The organism is Schaalia cardiffensis F0333 (assembly GCF_005886435.1).
Classification (GTDB): Bacteria; Actinomycetota; Actinomycetes; order Actinomycetales; family Actinomycetaceae; genus Pauljensenia; species Pauljensenia cardiffensis.
This window is the reverse complement of sequence record NZ_CP040505.1, coordinates 1,645,006-1,662,693: the sequence shown is the minus strand read 5'-3', so window position 1 is coordinate 1,662,693 and position 17,688 is coordinate 1,645,006. Positions and strand designations below refer to the sequence as shown.

At 58.7% G+C, this 17,688-nt stretch carries 9 protein-coding genes and 4 rRNA genes; 11 read left to right on the top strand and 2 right to left on the bottom strand.

The window, feature by feature from the left end:
* The first annotated feature begins 121 nt into the window (after nt 1-121).
* A 5S ribosomal RNA gene (gene rrf / locus FFA61_RS06955) occupies nt 122-238 on the top strand.
* A 281-nt stretch (nt 239-519) separates the two neighbouring features.
* Here the strand turns inward: rrf (FFA61_RS06955) and FFA61_RS06950 are convergent.
* Nucleotides 520-1,230: a TetR/AcrR family transcriptional regulator gene (locus FFA61_RS06950; RefSeq protein ID WP_005965328.1), complete on the bottom strand. Its 711-nt coding sequence runs from the start codon at nt 1,228-1,230 to the stop codon at nt 520-522.
* A gap of 182 nt (nt 1,231-1,412) precedes the next feature.
* Between FFA61_RS06950 and FFA61_RS06945 the strand changes: the two genes are divergently transcribed.
* The 10 genes from FFA61_RS06945 to rsmI all read left to right on the top strand — a co-directional run bounded on the left by FFA61_RS06945 (nt 1,413) and on the right by rsmI (nt 16,933).
* The gene (locus FFA61_RS06945; protein WP_165544477.1) at nt 1,413-3,884 is read left to right on the top strand and encodes a YhgE/Pip domain-containing protein; all 2,472 of its coding nucleotides are present in this window, start codon (nt 1,413-1,415) and stop codon (nt 3,882-3,884) included.
* Between the two features lie 399 nt (nt 3,885-4,283).
* Nucleotides 4,284-5,835, top strand: a 16S ribosomal RNA gene (locus tag FFA61_RS06935).
* Nucleotides 5,836-6,164: 329 nt separating this feature from the next.
* Nucleotides 6,165-9,304, top strand: a 23S ribosomal RNA gene (locus FFA61_RS06930).
* A 142-nt stretch (nt 9,305-9,446) separates the two neighbouring features.
* Nucleotides 9,447-9,563 (top strand): 5S ribosomal RNA (gene rrf, locus FFA61_RS06925).
* The 16S, 23S and 5S rRNA genes sit together here, the layout of an rRNA operon.
* Nucleotides 9,564-10,769: 1,206 nt before the next feature.
* Nucleotides 10,770-11,459, top strand: coding sequence for a DUF6591 domain-containing protein (locus tag FFA61_RS06920; protein WP_005965118.1), 690 nt, complete (start codon nt 10,770-10,772; stop codon nt 11,457-11,459).
* A gap of 787 nt (nt 11,460-12,246) precedes the next feature.
* Nucleotides 12,247-13,434 carry a metal ABC transporter substrate-binding protein gene (locus tag FFA61_RS06915; RefSeq protein WP_040314230.1) on the top strand — a complete coding sequence of 396 codons (1,188 nt, stop codon included), beginning with the start codon at nt 12,247-12,249 and terminating at the stop codon, nt 13,432-13,434.
* Complete coding sequence (locus FFA61_RS06910) at nt 13,383-14,216, top strand: metal ABC transporter ATP-binding protein (RefSeq protein ID WP_083879495.1); 834 nt, start codon at nt 13,383-13,385, stop codon at nt 14,214-14,216. Before FFA61_RS06915 ends, FFA61_RS06910 begins: the two co-directional genes overlap by 52 nt.
* Nucleotides 14,216-15,172 (top strand): metal ABC transporter permease, encoded by a 957-nt coding sequence (locus FFA61_RS06905; RefSeq protein ID WP_005965110.1) that lies wholly within the window; start codon nt 14,216-14,218, stop codon nt 15,170-15,172. The genes FFA61_RS06910 and FFA61_RS06905 overlap by 1 nt, the downstream gene beginning before the upstream one ends.
* Complete coding sequence (locus FFA61_RS06900) at nt 15,169-16,035, top strand: metal ABC transporter permease (RefSeq protein WP_005965109.1); 867 nt, start codon at nt 15,169-15,171, stop codon at nt 16,033-16,035. The genes FFA61_RS06905 and FFA61_RS06900 overlap by 4 nt, the downstream gene beginning before the upstream one ends.
* Before the next feature lie 37 nt (nt 16,036-16,072).
* The gene (gene rsmI / locus FFA61_RS06895; RefSeq protein ID WP_005965105.1) at nt 16,073-16,933 is read left to right on the top strand and encodes a 16S rRNA (cytidine(1402)-2'-O)-methyltransferase; all 861 of its coding nucleotides are present in this window, start codon (nt 16,073-16,075) and stop codon (nt 16,931-16,933) included.
* Nucleotides 16,934-17,025: 92 nt separating this feature from the next.
* On the opposite strand, the gene FFA61_RS06890 is transcribed toward rsmI, so the two are convergent.
* Nucleotides 17,026-17,601: an isochorismatase family protein gene (locus FFA61_RS06890; protein ID WP_005965102.1), complete on the bottom strand. Its 576-nt coding sequence runs from the start codon at nt 17,599-17,601 to the stop codon at nt 17,026-17,028.
* Nucleotides 17,602-17,688 lie beyond the last annotated feature (87 nt).

Below are 17,688 nucleotides of genomic sequence, written 5' to 3'. Positions count from 1 at the left end.
GGGGAACACGACACGCTTGTGCTCACAACCACTATACGAATCACATCCAACCCACAAACCCCCCAAAACACGCGCGCACACCACGCGCCTGTTGGGGGGTGGGGAGTGGATACACCAAACTTGCGGTGGTCAGAGTATTGGGGAAACGCCCGGCAACATTCCGAACCCGGAAGCTAAGCCCAACAACGCCGATGGTACTGCACCCGACAGGGTGTGGGAGAGTAGGAAACCGCCGCAACCACACCACAAAAAGGGGTGGGGGGTAGGGCAAAGGAAACCAAGGAACACACACCAGTGTTCCCCATCCAACGCTCCACCCCCCACCCCTCTTTCACACACAACAATCCTGAACACACCCACAACAATCCCTGCAAGTGGTGCACCAGACACGCCAACACACAACCGGGTGCAAACCCGGATTACTACTGCAAAGACGCACAACCCCACCCAACACACACAGAGCACAACGCGTCGAAGAAGACACAAAACACGGCACCAGCCCGAAGAACCCAGATGCTTCTAATGGCTCGGAACCGTCAACTGCACAAGCAGCGTTGGCGCAATCCTTTCGATATACGCCTTCAAATCATCATCCCGCTCCGCCAGGCCAATGCACATTGAACGTTCGGCACACGCCAAGAACAGTTCAGCCGTGTCAATCGGGGAGAGAATGCAGTGCCTGCCGGTCTTTTCGAGAGCCGAACTCAGAGCGCGTCCGAGATGTTCTTTGAAAGCTCGGTATTCGATGCGCATTTCCTCTCTCGCTGTGCAGCTGCGTGCTAAGTAGCTGACGATCTCTGTGTGGAGGAGATGAAAGGCGCGTGATATCGGCATAATCTCGAGGAAACGGCTCGCTAGTTCCGTGGCGTTTTTCGAATCGAGGACGAGTGGTAGGCGCTCAGAATTGAGGAAGGCTTCGAGGGACTCGTCCACGGCCTCGGTAATGGTCCTCCATTGCTCGTGTGCGAGGCGTTCGATGAAGTGCTCCATGTCGGAGAAGTTGGAGTAGAAGGCGCCGCGGCTGAATCCTGCGAGGCTGCAGAGATCTTTGACGCTGGTTCCCATGATGCCCTGTTCGATGAAGAGCTGACGGCCAGCTTCGAGGAGAAGGGCTTGAGTTTCGGCGCGCCGATCGCTCGGGGGCATCGATGCGAGCTTTTTCAGCGTTGCCTTGCGCGCAGAGATTGTGTGCCCAACGTGGAGCGGGGGCGTACTGGCCTGCTTCGTCACTACGTCTCCTCCATGCGCTACTCGGTAGGGTTTCTTCGCCCTTGCTGCTGGACTCACTCACACTATCCAAAAGGATACAGGTCTGTATTGAAGTGATGGATACACGTGTGTATCGTTTTGCTTGGCGCGATTTCAGGCTCGCACCTTTGGCTGTGAACATCGTGCGAAGGGATGTCATGCACATGAAGAAGCTGAACGGATCCCACCTTGGGAACACCATCGTCATCATTGCGGTCCTCGTGATCCCCCTGCTGTATGCCGGACTTCTCACTTTGACTTACCAAGATCCAACGCATCGTCTTGGGACGATGACTGCGGCGATCGTCAATTCTGATTCTCCTGTTACAGCCGAACTCGTCAACGGCGAGGAAGAGACCTTCTCCTTGGGCTCAGAGCTCGAATCTGCGCTTCTCGAACCGCGCAAAGGAGAGGATGTCGGTTTCACCTGGAAAGCGATGAGCGCACAGGAGGCTGAGTCGAGGATGAGGACCGAGGATGTTCGTGCGATCCTCTACATCCCCGAAGACTTCTCGAAGAACGTATCGAGACTTGCCACCGATGAACGCGACGAAGCCACAACGCAGGAACTGAGGCTCGTCACCGATGACTCCATCAACTATCTGGCCGGCACCATGGCGCAGAGCGTGGCTGAGGAGATGACGAACCGCATTAACGAGCATGGAGCCACGCGGATCGCAAATCATCTCATCCTTTCGATCCAGAGCGTCAGAACAGGCCTTGTAAGAGCACAAGAGGGTGCGGATACGCTCCAGCAGGGCAGCGACACGCTCAGCCTTGGCATCGCTGATCTCCAGACAGGATCAGTGACACTGACTAGTGGTCTGGAGGTCCTCGACACCGGCGCGCACGCAGCCCTCACAGGGGCGCTTGAGCTTTCCTCGGGACTGAACAGGCTCGCAGAAGGAGCGCAACAGACCTCAGCTGGATCTGGCGATCTCGCCGATGCTACTGTCCGCCTCGCCGACGGCACGGCTTCTCTCACAGAGCAGGCAGGGCACATGGCCTCGGGTGTCGGGCAACTCGCTTCGGGAGCGTCCTCGGCACTCAATGCATCAGGAGCCATTGACGAGGGCGCAGCAGCGATCAACGAGGGGGCGAAGAGGCTCGACGATGCACTCAATCGCTCTGAAGGGGGTGCCCCAAGCCTGAAGGAGGGGGCGGCGAGCGTCGCCGGAGGCTTAGCGACTGTACACAGCGAAATGATGGAAATGGACGGCTTTTCTCTGGGCGCTGCCATTCAAAGCGGTGAGCAGCTCGAATCAAGCATCGCATCCTATTCGGGGACGGTCGATCAACTCGCTGCAGCATGCGCAGCTGCGGCCGATCAATCAACGACCTGCCAAGCCCTGCGCGAGCTATCGGCGCAATCCCCGAATCTGAATCATGGTGCACGACAGCTCAACACCGCCCTCGTGGCAGCAGATACGACGCTCAATGAGAAGCTCGCATCAATGAGCGAGGCGCTTGTCCAGCTCGTCTCTGGTGCGCAAAGCGTTTCCGAGGGCGTTGGTGCTGCTGCAACGGGCGCCTCCCAGCTATCACTGGGCTCCTCGGAGCTGTCCGAGGCCGCGCATCAGCTCAACAGTGGACTATCCGCGGTGTCACAGGGCCTGAGTGACCTCGAAACGAAAACTCCGCACCTCGCTTCTGGTGTCGAAGCTGTGGATGCGGGAGCTCAAAGAATATCGGACGGTACCTCGCAGATCTTTGAAGCTCTTCAATCACTTTCACGAGGAAGCAGCTCGGCAGCAACGAACACCTCAGGTCTCGTCTCAGGCCTCAATGAACTCGCGCAGGGGACGAGTAGTGCCGCACAGGGAGCTTCCGCCCTCGCTGATGGAATGAGTACGGCCCAACTCGGAGCCTCGACCCTCGCGAAAGGAAGCGGCACACTCTCGGAACAGCTCGACAAAGGAACGAATCGTATTCCTCTTCTCAACGAGGCTGAGCGGAGCCATAGTGCTGAGGTTGCTGGCAAGCTCGTGGATGTTGAATCGGACCGCTTGAATGGCGTTGTGAACAACGGTGCCGGATTCACCCCAATGTTCATGTCTTTGTCCCTATGGGTCGGTGCAATCGCCCTCTTCCTCATCCTTCCGGCGCTCGACAAGCGCCCGCACGCAGAACGATGGTGGAAATCGGCAACACGCCCGGCTGCAACAGCACTCTTCTTGGCAATAGGGCAAGCCGTCATCATGATGCTTGTGGTGAATGCCGTCGGTGAGCTTCATGCAGCGAACATCCTTGGACTATGCGCAATGGCGATCGCCACATCGTTGTGCTTCGTGGCTGTGAATCAGGCGTGCGTTGCGGCTTTCGCCTTCAGAGGACGCTTCTTATCTATCGTTCTCCTGAGCCTTCAGATCACCTCTATGGGTGCGACCTTCCCGATCGAAACCGCGCCCCGCTTCTTCCAGTGGATTCATCCTCTTTTGCCGATGAGTTACACACAGCTCTCTTTCCGTGCGCTCATTTCGGGAGGGGCTGGCGTTGACGGGACAATCGAAAAGACGCTCATGATCCTGTTCCTTTGGACCGTAGCTGCAATTCTTGTCACATTCATGGCGGCGAAGAAGCGCAGGGGTGGTTGTCCATTGCCGGTGGATAACGCTCTTGCGCCGACTGCGGCTTGAGCTGATCTCCTGAATCGGGTGTGGATATTCCGCTTCAGGGCGCGCATTTCTATTGTGGAGACGGGGCGTACACCTTTTAAGAGGGTGGGCCCCGTTTCTTCGTGGCTACTCGTGGGGTGTGGTGGGTGTTACGTTGTGTGGGTTTGACGTGGGTGGGTGGGGGTGTGTAGGTTTGTGTTTTGTTGCTGCGGCTCCTGGTTGTGGGGTTGTGGTGGTTGCCTTGCCTGGTTGTGGTGCTCTGTTGTGGGGTGTTGTGGTTGGGTGTGGGGTGTTGTTTGTGAACTCGATAGTGTGTTTGTTTTTTATGCCTGTTTTTTGTTTTTGAGTTGTTTTTGGTTGGGATTGCCTGCTGTGCTGTTGTGGTGTGGTGGGTTTTTCTGGGCTTTGACGTTTTGTTTTTGTTCGGAGAGTTTGATCCTGGCTCAGGACGAACGCTGGCGGCGTGCTTAACACATGCAAGTCGAACGATGATGCGGTGCTTGCACCGTTGATTAGTGGCGAACGGGTGAGTAACACGTGAGTAACCTGCCCTCTTCTTTGGGATAACGGTCTGAAAGGGCTGCTAATACTGAATATTCACATGTCTTCGCATGGGGGTGTGTGGAAAGAGATGCTTTTGGGTGTTTTTGGTGGGGGATGGGCTCGCGGCCTATCAGCTTGTTGGTGGGGTAGTGGCCTACCAAGGCTTTGACGGGTAACCGGCCTGAGAGGGTGACCGGTCACATTGGGACTGAGATACGGCCCAGACTCCTACGGGAGGCAGCAGTGGGGAATTTTGCACAATGGACGCAAGTCTGATGCAGCGACGCCGCGTGAGGGATGTAGGCCTTCGGGTTGTGAACCTCTTTCGCTCATGGTCAAGCCGCAGCTTTGGGTTGTGGTGAGGGTAGTGGGTAAAGAAGCGCCGGCTAACTACGTGCCAGCAGCCGCGGTAATACGTAGGGCGCGAGCGTTGTCCGGAATTATTGGGCGTAAAGGGCTTGTAGGCGGTTGGTCGCGTCTGCCGTGAAATCCTCTGGCTTAACTGGGGGCGTGCGGTGGGTACGGGCTGGCTTGAGTGCGGTAGGGGAGACTGGAATTCCTGGTGTAGCGGTGGAATGCGCAGATATCAGGAGGAACACCGGTGGCGAAGGCGGGTCTCTGGGCCGTTACTGACGCTGAGGAGCGAAAGCGTGGGGAGCGAACAGGATTAGATACCCTGGTAGTCCACGCTGTAAACGTTGGGCACTAGGTGTGGGGGCCACCCGTGGTTTCTGCGCCGTAGCTAACGCTTTAAGTGCCCCGCCTGGGGAGTACGGCCGCAAGGCTAAAACTCAAAGGAATTGACGGGGGCCCGCACAAGCGGCGGAGCATGCGGATTAATTCGATGCAACGCGAAGAACCTTACCAAGGCTTGACATGCGCCCTGACGCTGCAGAGATGTGGTGGCATTTGGTTGGGGGTGTACAGGTGGTGCATGGTTGTCGTCAGCTCGTGTCGTGAGATGTTGGGTTAAGTCCCGCAACGAGCGCAACCCTTGCCCTATGTTGCCAGCACGTTGTGGTGGGGACTCGTGGGGGACTGCCGGGGTTAACTCGGAGGAAGGTGGGGATGACGTCAAATCATCATGCCCCTTATGTCTTGGGCTTCACGCATGCTACAATGGCTGGTACAGAGGGTTGCGATGTCGTAAGGCGGAGCGAATCCCTTAAAGCTGGTCTCAGTTCGGATTGGGGTCTGCAACTCGACCCCATGAAGGTGGAGTCGCTAGTAATCGCAGATCAGCAACGCTGCGGTGAATACGTTCTCGGGCCTTGTACACACCGCCCGTCACGTCACGAAAGTTGGTAACACCCGAAGCTCATGGCCTAACCGGTTTGTCTGGGGGGAGTGGTCGAAGGTGGGATTGGCGATTGGGACGAAGTCGTAACAAGGTAGCCGTACCGGAAGGTGCGGCTGGATCACCTCCTTTCTAGGGAGCCTCGTTGTGGGGATGCTCGCTTCATGCTGTCATGTGTTGGTGGTGTGGGTGGGTGTTTCTTGTGCTTGCATGTGTGCTGCCCTGTTGTGGGGTGGTGGGTGTGGGTGCGTTTGGGGTTGGGCATTTGTGATGGACACACTGTCGGGTTCACGTTCAATACCTGTTGGGCGTGATGCCCCCTCTTCCTTTTTCTTTTTGTTGGGGTTGTGGTGGGGGTGTGTGGCTTGCTGTTGGCTCTGCGTGTTGTGTGGGGTTGGTGGTGTGGTGGGTTGTTTGTGATTTGTATAGTGGTTGTGAGCATCTTGTTTGTTTTGTGGTTTTGTTTAGTTTTGTTGGGCATTCGGTGGATGCCTTGGCATCAAGAGCTGATGAAGGACGTTGCGGCCTGCGATATGCCTCGGGGAGTTGGCGAGCGAGTGTTGATCCGAGGGTGTCCGAATGGGGGAACCTAACCAGGGTTGTGCTTGGTTACCATCATCTGAACGTGTATAGGGTGGTGGGGGGAACGCGGGGAAGTGAAACATCTTAGTACCCGTAGGAAAAGATATTCCGTGAGTAGTGGCGAGCGAAAGCGGAGGATGGCTAAACCGTGTGCGTGTGATACTCGGCGGGGGTTGCGTGTGCGGTGTTGTGGGGCTTGTCTGTTTCCTTCCTTCTGCCGGAGGGGGGCATGTGATCGTGTTGGGAGTTGAACATCTTGGGATGGGTGACCGGAGTGCGTGAGAGTCGTGTAGGCGTACCGGTGCGGTTGTGTGTTGGATGGGTGCCCGAGTAGTGCGGGACTCGTGAAATCTCGTGTGAATCTGCCAGGACCACCTGGTAAGCCTGAATACTCCTTGATGACCGATAGTGCATAGTACCGTGAGGGAATGGTGAAAAGTACCCCGGGAGGGGAGTGAAATAGTACCTGAAACCGTGTGCCTGTAAGCCGTCAGAGCCTTGTGGGGTGATGGCGTGCCTTTTGAAGAATGAGCCTGCGAGTCAGTGATACGTGGCGTGCTTAACCCGTGTGGGGTATGCGTAGCGAAAGCGAGTCTGAAATTAGGGCGTTGGTCGCGTGTTCTGGACCCGAAGCGGGGTGATCTACCCATGGTCAGGTTGAAGCAGAGGTAAGACTGTGTGGAGGACCGAACCCACCAGGGTTGAAAACCTGGGGGATGAACTGTGGGTAGGGGTGAAAGGCCAATCAAACTCCGTGATAGCTGGTTCTCCCCGAAATGCATTTAGGTGCAGCGTTGTGTGTTGCCTTGTGGAGGTAGAGCTACTGGATGGCCGATGGGCCCTGTGGGTTACTGACGTCAGCTAAACTCCGAATGCCATAAGGTGTGAGCATGGCAGTGAGACTGCGGGGGATAAGCTTCGTAGTCGAGAGGGAAACAGCCCAGATCATCAGCTAAGGCCCCTAAGTGTGCGCTAAGTGGGAAAGGATGTGAGATCGCGGTGACAACCAGGAGGTTGGCTTAGAAGCAGCCATCCTTGAAAGAGTGCGTAATAGCTCACTGGTCAAGTGGTTTCGCGCCGACAATGTAGCGGGGCTTAAGCGTACCGCCGAAGCTGTGGCACTCACACGTGTAACACCTGGGCAGCGTAGTTGTCGTGTGGTGGTGTGGGTGGGTAGGGGAGCGTCCTGCGTGCGGTGAAGCCTGCTGGTAATGGTGGGTGGAGCGTGTGGGAGTGAGAATGCAGGCATGAGTAACGAATGACGGGTGGGAATCCCGTCCGCCGATTGACTAAGGGTTCCAGGGCTAGGTTTATCCGCCCTGGGTTAGTCGGGTCCTAAGGCGAGGCCGACAGGCGTAGTCGATGGACAACCAGTTGATATTCTGGTACCGCGTAACAACCGCCAATACTGAAGCTTTTATGCTAACCATTTGCTTTCATGTCGTCACAGCTTTCGGGTTGTGGTGGTTGTGGGAGTTGTGGGGCCCTGATTGTTGTAGGTAAGCGTGTTAACAGGGGTGACACAGGAAGGTAGCTGCCGCGCACCGTTGGTTGTGTGTGTCTAAGGTTGTGGCCCGTTTCCTAGGTAAATCCGGGGAACATGAAGGGGTGAGGACTGATGGGGGTGCCCCGTGTGGGGTGTCTGGTGGTGATCCTCAACTGTCAAGAAAAGCCTCGACGCGAGGGTGTTACGCGCCCGTACCCTAAACCGACTCAGGTGGTCAGGTAGAGTATACCGAGGCGTTCGAGTGAATCATGGTTAAGGAACTCGGCAAAATTCCTCCGTAACTTCGGGATAAGGAGGACCCTTGGCGATGCGCCCACCGTTTTTGCGTGGGTGGTGTGGCTGGGGGTCGCAGAGAATAGGGAGAAGCGACTGTTTATCAAAAACACAGGTGCGTGCGAAGCCGTAAGGCGATGTATACGCACTGACGCCTGCCCGGTGCTGGAAGGTTAAGAGGAAGACTCAACCACACTCGTGTGGTGAAGGTTTGAATTTAAGCCCCAGTAAACGGCGGTGGTAACTATAACCATCCTAAGGTAGCGAAATTCCTTGTCGGGTAAGTTCCGACCTGCACGAATGGCGTAACGACTTCTCCGCTGTCTCAACCGTGAACTCGGTGAAATTGCATTACGAGTAAAGATGCTCGTTTCGCGCAGAAGGACGGAAAGACCCCGGGACCTTTACTATAGCTTGGTATTGGTGTTCGCTTGGGCTTGTGTAGGATAGGTGGGAGACTGTGAAGCGTGGGCGCCAGCCTGTGTGGAGTCGAAAGTTGAAATACCATTCTGGTTCAAGCGGTCATCTAACCTCGGCCCGTGATCCGGGTTGGGGACAGTGCCTGGTGGGTAGTTTAACTGGGGCGGTTGCCTCCTAAAGAGTAACGGAGGCGCTCAAAGGTTCCCTCAGCCTGGTTGGTCATCAGGTGGCGAGTGTAAGTGCACAAGGGAGCTTGACTGTGAGACCGACGGGTCGAGCAGGTGCGAAAGCAGGAACTAGTGATCCGGCCATGGCACGTGGGTGCGTGGTCGCTCAACGGATAAAAGGTACCCCGGGGATAACAGGCTGATCTTGCCCAAGAGTCCATATCGACGGCATGGTTTGGCACCTCGATGTCGGCTCGTCGCATCCTGGGGCTGGAGTTGGTCCCAAGGGTTGGGCTGTTCGCCCATTAAAGCGGTACGCGAGCTGGGTTCAGAACGTCGTGAGACAGTTCGGTCCCTATCCTCTGTGCGCGTAGGAAACTTGTGGAGGCCCGTCCCTAGTACGAGAGGACCGGGATGGACGAACCTCTGGTGTGCCAGTTGTACCGCCAGGTGCATGGCTGGTTAGCTACGTTCGGGAAGGATAACCGCTGAAAGCATCTAAGCGGGAAGCCTGCTCCAAGATGAGGTTTCCAACACCCCACCTTGTGGGGTGTGAAGGCCCCCAGCAGACTACTGGGTAGATAGGCCAGAGGTGGAAGCACAGTAATGTGCTCGTAAGCCGACTGGTACTAATCGGCCAACACTAAACACAACCCCCCCCACACAAACAATGAGGGGGAACACGACACGCTTGTGCTCACAACCACTATACGAATCACATCCAACCCACAAACCCCCCAAAACACGCGCGCAAACCACGCGCCTGTGGGGGTGGGGAGTGGATACACCAAACTTGCGGTGGTCATAGTATTGGGGAAACGCCCGGCAACATTCCGAACCCGGAAGCTAAGCCCAACAACGCCGATGGTACTGCACCCGACAGGGTGTGGGAGAGTAGGAAACCGCCGCAACCACACCACAAAAAGGGGTGGGGGGTAGGGCAAAGGAAACCAAGGAACACACACCAGTGTTCCCCATCCAACGCTCCACCCCCCACCCCTCTTTCACACACAACAATCCTGAACACACCCACAACAATCCCTGCAAGTGGTGCACCAGACACGCCAACACACAACCGGGTGCAAACCCGGATTACTACTGCAAAGACGCACAACCCCACCCACAACACGCAAACACACCAAGCTTTACAGGCACCAACACCGGCCAAGGGGACACACGGAGCAAACAGGGAACAACACGCCCACTTTTTCGACGACAACGAGCGGTGCACCAGCCTTACAGGCGGCGGATAAGTCCAAGCACTCACACACCAACCCGAACCTACCTTTCAACACCCAAACCACAACATCCGACTCAAGCACCACCACCCCCAACCAGTGCCACCCCCGGAACGGCACCACACATTTAGGCCACTATCCCAGCTTTGCCACCCCGCTTGTACTCTCGACGGGCCTGAAGGGTGGGTGGTGGCGCCGAGATCATGTTTCGGGGTGTTCGAGTGGGGGTAGGCAGGTGTTGTCCTACCCTGCTTGTAGTCTCGACGGGGCTCAAGGGGTGTGTGGTGGCGCCGAGATTATGTTTCGGGGTGTTCGAGTGGGGGTAGGCAGGTGTTGTCCTACCCTGCTTGTAGTTTCGGCGGGGCTCAAGGGGTGGGTGGTGGCGCCGAGATCATGTTTCGGGGTGTTCGAGGGGAGAAACGCAGGTGTTGTCCTACCCCGCTTGTAGTCTCGACGGGGCTCAAGGGCGGGCGGTTGCGCCGAGATCATTGTTCGGGTTGCTCGAGGGGGATAGGCAGGTGTTGTCCTACCCCGTTTGTAGTCTCGGCAGGGCTCAAGGGCGGGCGGTTGCGCCGAGATCACGTTTCGGGGTGTTCGAGGGGAGAAACGCAGGTGTTTGCCTACCCTGCTTGTAGTCTCGGCGAGGCTGAAGGGCGGGCGGTTGCGCCGAAATCACGTTTGGGCCGCGATTGCGCCGAGATCATGTTTCGGGGTGTTCGAGTGGGGGTAGGCGGGTGTTTGCTGACCCTGTTTGTAGTTTCGGCGGGGCTCAAGGGCGGGCGGTTGCGCCGAGATCACGTTCTGGGTTCCTCGAATGGGCGGTGGCGCGGGCAAAGCGTCTCATCCGAAGCACAAGCAGCTCTCAGCCCAATTCTCGCCATGATCAACACGGGCCACACCGAAGAGCCCGCCAAGACACACACCCCGACCACGCACAACCGGTACCACACAAGGTGTCAGATGAACTCAATAGCTTTTCGGTTCTCCTCTGTGAGCCTCTGGCCCCTTGTTAGTGTTCATGAGAAGGATGTTCCCATCCACACATCCGCACTCGAGCTTGTTCACCCAGACAGCTCTTTCATCAACACAGTTCGTTTACTGACACAGAGAGGATCCACCATTATGTGGAAGAAGCTCGCCGTTATTGTCACCTCCGGTGCCCTCGCCCTTTCGATGTCCGCTTGCGGTGAGAAAGACGACGCAAAGTCGGGAGCCAAGGAAGGTACTCAAGACACGGTTTCCGCTGCCCCTGAACAGAAGAAGTCAGATACGGCGACCGCAGATATGGACCTCGACGAGTTCTTGGCCGCCTATGAGAGTTGCGTCGACGAGTACGTGGCTTTCAGCGAGAAGTTCAAGGAGAGCTCGAATCCCTTATCACTGACGCAGGAAGCCGCCGAGCTGCAGCAGAAGGCTGAGACCTTCACCCAAGAGGCTGAGAAGTGGAAGGTGGAATCATTGAGTGAAGAAGAGCTTTCCCGCCTCGGAGAGGTGATGGAACGCTGTAGTCAGAAGATGCTGACCGTGCTCGACAACCTCAATGAGGGCGCCAAAAAGATGCTCGGCTGAGGAGCTACGGGCGCTTGCTGCTGAGCGTAGACTGCGCGAATCCGGTGCCTGTCTTCACACTGAGATGGGTGGAAACGAGAGTCGGGACAGCGGATATACGAGGGGCTGGGTGTGAAACTCAATAGGGTTTCACACCCAGCCCACTTGTGTGAGGGGAGGAACTCTTTCGTTCGATCGCTCCTCCTCAAGGACAGGTGCAGCGCCCTACGAAGGAGTAGCCCTACGAAGGAGTAGCCCTGTGAAGGAATAGCCCCGCGAAGGAATAGCCCTGCGAAGGAGAACTCCGGGAGCCATTCATCGGCGTGAGAACCTGCGGGCCGACGCAGCACGTCGGCCCGCTCAAGAAGAGCGGAATCTTTCCCATGAACGCCTTGGTGCGAATGGACGCCTAGGAGCGTGTGAACACCCAGCTTTGGGTGAATGCCAGGGTGCGAATGGACGCCTAGTTTTGGGTGAACGCCAAGGTGTTGGCGTGAATACGAAAGAGAAGTTCCCTTGAATCGAAGGAGATGGGGGCAGCGTCCCAGGTCGTTTTTGTGCTGAGGATGCCTCTTCTTCGCCTGATTCAGCCCGCCTTGCCGTTATTGAGCGTAGTCCTCCCGCGACGCTCAACGTACTCGGCCCACGTTGCTCAACACTGCCCTCCCTCAAGGGGTTTGCACGGCTTTGTAAGGGGTTCGCCGCCCCTTGCGCGGGTTCAGCGCTGCTCGTGCAGAGGTGAATTGTTGAACGCTGTTTTCACTTGGACTAAAGTTTCGGGTAGCCGAAATCTTAAGGAGAAATGAGAATGCACCGCGCCCCCCACGGTCGCCCCGTCCTCGTCTGCGCTCTGGGCGCTCTTGCCGCCGCTGGGACGCTCAGCGCCTGCGCAACGACGGACACCGCGAGCAGTGAGTCAGCGAACCCCGCGATCAAAGTCGTCGCCACCACTACCCAGATCTGCGACTACGTCACCCAGATCGCTCAAGGCGCCCCAGCTGAAGCGGGCCTCGCCCTGAAGAAGACGGGATCCGATGCGAAGACCACTCAGATCGGCGCACCTGACAATGAAGCGAAGAGCAGAATCGAACTCACCTGCCTTCTCGCTCCCAATGCCTCCGCCCACGAGCACGAAATGACGCCCCTCCAGCAGAAAGCACTCGCCGGCGCTGACATCATGCTCGTTTCCGGTGTCGACCTCGAACACTTCCTCGACTCAGCGATCGAATCCTCCGGCTTCCACGGAACCATGGGCGTCACCACCGGCGTTCTCACCAGCACTGAAGTGAGTGACCCTGAAGCGAACGCCTCGAAGGAAGCCGCGCTGCCCTACACGATCGACCGGGGAATCAAGAAGGTCGAGGTCGAGAAATGGCCCTTCCCTCCTGCTGAAGGTGAAAGCGAGCCCGAGTTCTCCTACGACCCCCATGTGTGGACCAGCCCGAAGAACGCCGCCATCCAAGTAGCGAATATCGGCTCTTTCCTGGAAAAAGCAGCCCCGGAATCCGCCGAGGCCCTCAAGAGCTCCGTTGCCGCATACGAGGAGCGCCTCTCCGAGCTCGATACCTGGACGAAAGAATCCATCGACTCAGTCCCCGAAGGCCAACGAATCCTTTTCTCCTCCCACGACGCCTTCGGATATTTCTCGAAGAGCTACGGCATCGAATTCATCGGCGCTGCTCTTTCAGACTTCAATGAACAGCAAGACGCAACCGCATCGCATATCAGCCAAGAAGCCGAAAAAGTGAAAGCCAGCGGTGCTCGCGCAATTTTCGCGGAGAACTCGAATAACTCCAAGTCCATTGAAGCCATCGCCCGAGCCGCCGGAGTGAACGCCGTCGTCGGAGAAGACGCCCTCTACGGAGACTCCCTTGGCCCCCAAGGTACGGAAGGGGAAACCTACATTGGCTCGATCCTCCACAATGTCACCACTATCGTGAATGCATGGAACGGAACCGTCGCGCCCGTGCCCACCAGTCTCGGCGGCGCACAGTGAGCCCCTCAGAGGACAACGGCCTCAAGGCCGGCCTGCCCCGACTCGTCTTCGACCACCTCGCCGTCGGATACGGTGGACACCCCGTCCTCGTTGACGTGAGCGGGGTACTCGAAGCGGGGCAGGCCCTCGCCCTCGTCGGCCCCAACGGATCAGGGAAAACAACCCTGCTCAAAGCGCTGACAGGTGCCGTCGAAATCCTCGGCGGAGAAGTCCACAAACCTCAGGGGGCAATCGGATACGTCCCCCAAAACGCTGACCTCGACCTCTCCTTCCCCGTCACTGTCGAACACGTCGTCATGATGGGGCTCTACAAGGAGATCGGCTGGGGGCGCTTCCCCAGAGCGCGCCACCGGGCCAGAGTCGAAGCAACCCTCGAACGTGTCGGACTCGCCGAGCTGGCGCGCCGACGCTTCGGGGACTTATCAGGCGGGCAACGCCAACGCGCCCTCCTGGCCCGCGCCCTCGTCGCCGAACCCGCGCTCATCTTGCTCGATGAGCCTTTCAACGGCCTCGACCAGCCGAACCGTGATGCCCTCATCGACATCATCAAGGACGCGAAAGCCAAGGGCGTCATGATCGTCGCCTCAACACACGACCTCAGCCTTGCTGATTCGGTCTGCGATCAAGCCCTCCTCGTCGCAGGACGACAAATCGGCTTCGGAGCAGTGGACTCCGTCCTCTCTGCTCACAACCTCGCCCTCGCGTATGGGGGAGGAGCGGATGCCGTGCGGAGTCGACTCTCCGTCTCGCCGCTGCCTGAGACGATCGAGGCCGCAGGCTAATGGGAGTCCTCCACGCCTTCATCGAGGCCATTGAACAACTGCGAAGCCTTGCCTCCCACATCCCCGGTATCGCCCCGCTCGCACAAGAGGCCTTCCTTTTCCGCCCCTTCATCCTCCTCCTCGTTCTCGGGGTGGCAGCAGGGGCAGTCGGCACCCTCGTCAACCTCAGGAGAGTCGAGTTCAACGCCGAAGCGATGGTCCACTCAGTGTTCCCGGGAATCGTCGCAGGCTTCGCCTTCGGGGGCACTGACGCGATCCCACTCGGAGCCTCCCTGACAGCCCTCCTCGTCGTCGCCGCCCTCGTCCTCGTCGAGCACACGGAAGCGCATCACGAGGGCGGGACCGCAGTTGTCCTCACCGCCTTCTTCGGGCTCGGCATTGTGATCTCCCTGAAGAAGGGCGATATGTCCGGCCAACTCGAGGCCCTCATGTTCGGACGCCTCCTCGAAGTGACGGACGCGAGACTCCTCCAGTCGCTCATCGTCTGCCTCCTCGCCCTCCTCCTCGTCATCGCGACATGGAAAGAAAACATCCTGGTCGCCCATGATCGTGAAGGCGCGAGGGCGATGGGAATTAACCTGCTCGCCGTGGATCTCGCTCTCAACTGCGCGATCGCCGCCATCGTCATCTCCGCCTCTTCCGCCGTCGGAGTGCTCCTCGTCATCGCCTACCTGGTCGTCCCCGGGGCCGCTGGACGCCTCATTTCAGCGAGCGTTGGAAGAATGTGCGTCATTTCGATCCTCGTCGCCGTCCTCGGCGGGTGGTTAGGAATGCGCCTCATGCTGGTCCCCACGCCCCATCCCGTGTCTCCACAGGCCGCAGTCGTCCTCTCGATCGTTGCTCTTCTCGTGCTGATCATCGCGGGGCTGAAGATCTACACTGTCCTCCGCAAGATTATGGCGCCGAAGGTGAAAGCCTCCACGGAGGGCGAACTGCAAGGGGTGGGTGCACAGTGAACACACTCCCCGGAATTACGACGAGCATTCTCGTCCTCCCCATCATCGAACTGGTGATCCTCGGGGCACTATCGGGAATCGTCGGAACACTGGCGCTCCTCGATAAGAAGATCTTCTTCGCCGAATCACTCACCCACGGCACATTCCCCGGAGCAGTCCTCGGCGTCGTCATCGCACACGGCTTCCACCTCGGACACGGGCCGACCTCAATCGCGCTCTTCATCGGAGCCGCACTCTTTTGCCTCCCACTGGGATGGCTGATGCGTTTCCTCGCGGATCTGCCCGGAATCTCCTCACAAGCCGCAGCGGGAATCATCCTCTCATTCGGATTCGCTCTCGGCTATTTCCTCGCGAAATGGTTCGCGCCCCTGCCCCTGCAAGTCCAAGCCTTCCTCACGGGCTCTGTGCTTACCGTCGGCCCCTGGGATGTGTGGGCGGCGGGCGCGGCACTGTTCCTCACCCTCCTCGTCCTCATCGTATGGGGCAAGGACCTCATCGCCTGCGCCTTCGACCCTGCGGCGTATCTGACGAGTGGACGCAACCCGCAGCGGATGGGAGAAGTGATCCTCGCGCTCATCCTCATCACGGTGGTCACTCTCATCCCCGCTGTCGGCACGGTCTTGTCTATTGCACTCCTCGCCGCTCCCGCAGCAGGCCTCGCCCCCCTCGTCAGCTCCGTCAAACAACTGATGATCGCGGCACCAGTGGTTGGGATTCTCATCGGCCTCGGTGGCCTCTTCCTCGGAAGCATTGCGGATTTGTCGATCGGCGGAACGATCTCGGTGCTTGCGGGACTTTTCTATGCCCTGTGCCGCCTGCTCGCTTCACGCGGGCGCGCAGCCTCGCGCACGCTCAGCCACTGACTTCGCACAAGGCAAGCCGGGGTGAGACGATGAGGCCGTGGAGAACAGTGATACGCCCGTCCAAGGTCCCGGCTCGATCCTTCTAGCGGCCACCCCCATTGGGGACGTCGCCGACGCCTCGCCGCGATTCATACGCGCCCTCGGCGAAGCCGAGATCATCGCGGCCGAAGACACGCGCAGACTCCTCGGCCTTGCGAATCGCCTTCAGACGCGCATCACAGGCACACTTATCAGCCTCCACGACCACAACGAAGCCGATAAGGCCGAACGCCTCGTCGATCTGGCAGAAGGTGGGGCCCGGGTCCTGCTCGTCTCCGATGCGGGAATGCCGACCGTGTCCGACCCGGGGTTCCGGGTTGTCAGAGCTGCCGTCAACAGGGGAGTGCAGGTCAGCGCCCTTCCCGGCCCCTCCGCGCCCATTACGGCGCTGGCGGTGTCCGGGCTTCCCTCAGACCGTTTCAGTTTCGAAGGATTCCTGCCCCGCAAGCCCGGAGAAGCACAGGCGTATCTTTTAGCTCTCGCCCACGATCCCCACACCCTGATCTTCTTCGAATCGCCCAAGCGCCTCAACGAAACCCTGCGCGCGATGGCCACAACCTTCGGCCCGCAGCGCCAAGGGGTCGTCTGCCGTGAACTGACGAAGACTCACGAGGAGATCCTTCGCGGCGAGCTCGAATCGCTCGTGGAGCAGACCACGGGTGAAGTGCTCGGGGAGATCACGATCGTCATCGCCGGCTACCGGGGAAGAGGAAACGCCGAGGAGCACGTGCCAGCCGTTCTTGCGCTCGCATCGGAGGGAATGAGACTCAAAGACGCTGCCGCCGAAGTCGCCGAAGCGACCGGCTTGCGTAAGAACGAGCTCTACAAGGCGGCGCTGCGCCGTAAAGAAAAAGGGTGAGCGGGGCGGCGCTACCTCCTCCACAGCGCAAGATCCAGCCTCGCGATGCTCCGCGCGCCCCCGCCTCCCGCTCCAGCGGCCCCGCTTCCTCGCTATGACAGCGGCACCGAAGCAACCTCCGCGATCCCGGCCTCACTCAAACGCTTCGAAGCGGACGCGCCAGTCTCCGCGCTCACGGGCTCGGTCAAGTCGGAGAGGACTCGCACCTCAAAGCCCGCGCGCTTGGCATCAAGCGCGGTCTCGCACACGCAATGCGACTGAGCAAGACCCACGACATCGACCTCGGTGATTCCCGCCGCCCGAAGGGCCTCCTCAAGGCTCGTCCCGTCCTCGGCCACCCCCTCGAAACCCGAATAGGCTGCGGAATACTGGCCCTTCTTCACGCTGACATCCGCGTGAAGACCTGCTAGCGCCGGGTGGAGCTCAGCCTCGGGCGTGCCCGCGACACCATGAGGCGGCCAAGTGTCGACGAAATCGGGAGCCGATGAGAAATGCTTACCCGGATCGATATGCCAATCCTGAGTCGTCGCCACCAGTGCATATTCACCGCCGCGCTCGGCGATGAAACGGGCAATGCGTTCTGCGCAGGCGTTCCCCCCATCAACGGGAAGCGCCCCGCCCTCGCAGAAAGTGGGTTGGACATCGACAACGATCAGTGCGCGGCTCATGAAGAACTCCTCAAGAGGGGGAATGATGCTTCCAACTTAGTCGCGAAGAGGAGAAAAGGGGAGATGGGGCGCTTCGACTGAGCCTGT

What these genes read in the sequence shown, in the direction of transcription:
- FFA61_RS06905 (WP_005965110.1), top strand. Translation starts at nt 14,216, where the DNA reads ATGGGAGTCCTCCACGCCTTCATCGAGGCCATTGAACAACTGCGAAGC.
- FFA61_RS06945 (WP_165544477.1), top strand. Translation starts at nt 1,413, where the DNA reads ATGAAGAAGCTGAACGGATCCCACCTTGGGAACACCATCGTCATCATT.
- FFA61_RS06915 (WP_040314230.1), top strand. Translation starts at nt 12,247, where the DNA reads ATGCACCGCGCCCCCCACGGTCGCCCCGTCCTCGTCTGCGCTCTGGGC.
- FFA61_RS06920 (WP_005965118.1), top strand. Translation starts at nt 10,770, where the DNA reads ATGATCAACACGGGCCACACCGAAGAGCCCGCCAAGACACACACCCCG.
- FFA61_RS06910 (WP_083879495.1), top strand. Translation starts at nt 13,383, where the DNA reads ATGGAACGGAACCGTCGCGCCCGTGCCCACCAGTCTCGGCGGCGCACA.
- FFA61_RS06890 (WP_005965102.1), bottom strand. Translation starts at nt 17,601, where the DNA reads ATGAGCCGCGCACTGATCGTTGTCGATGTCCAACCCACTTTCTGCGAG.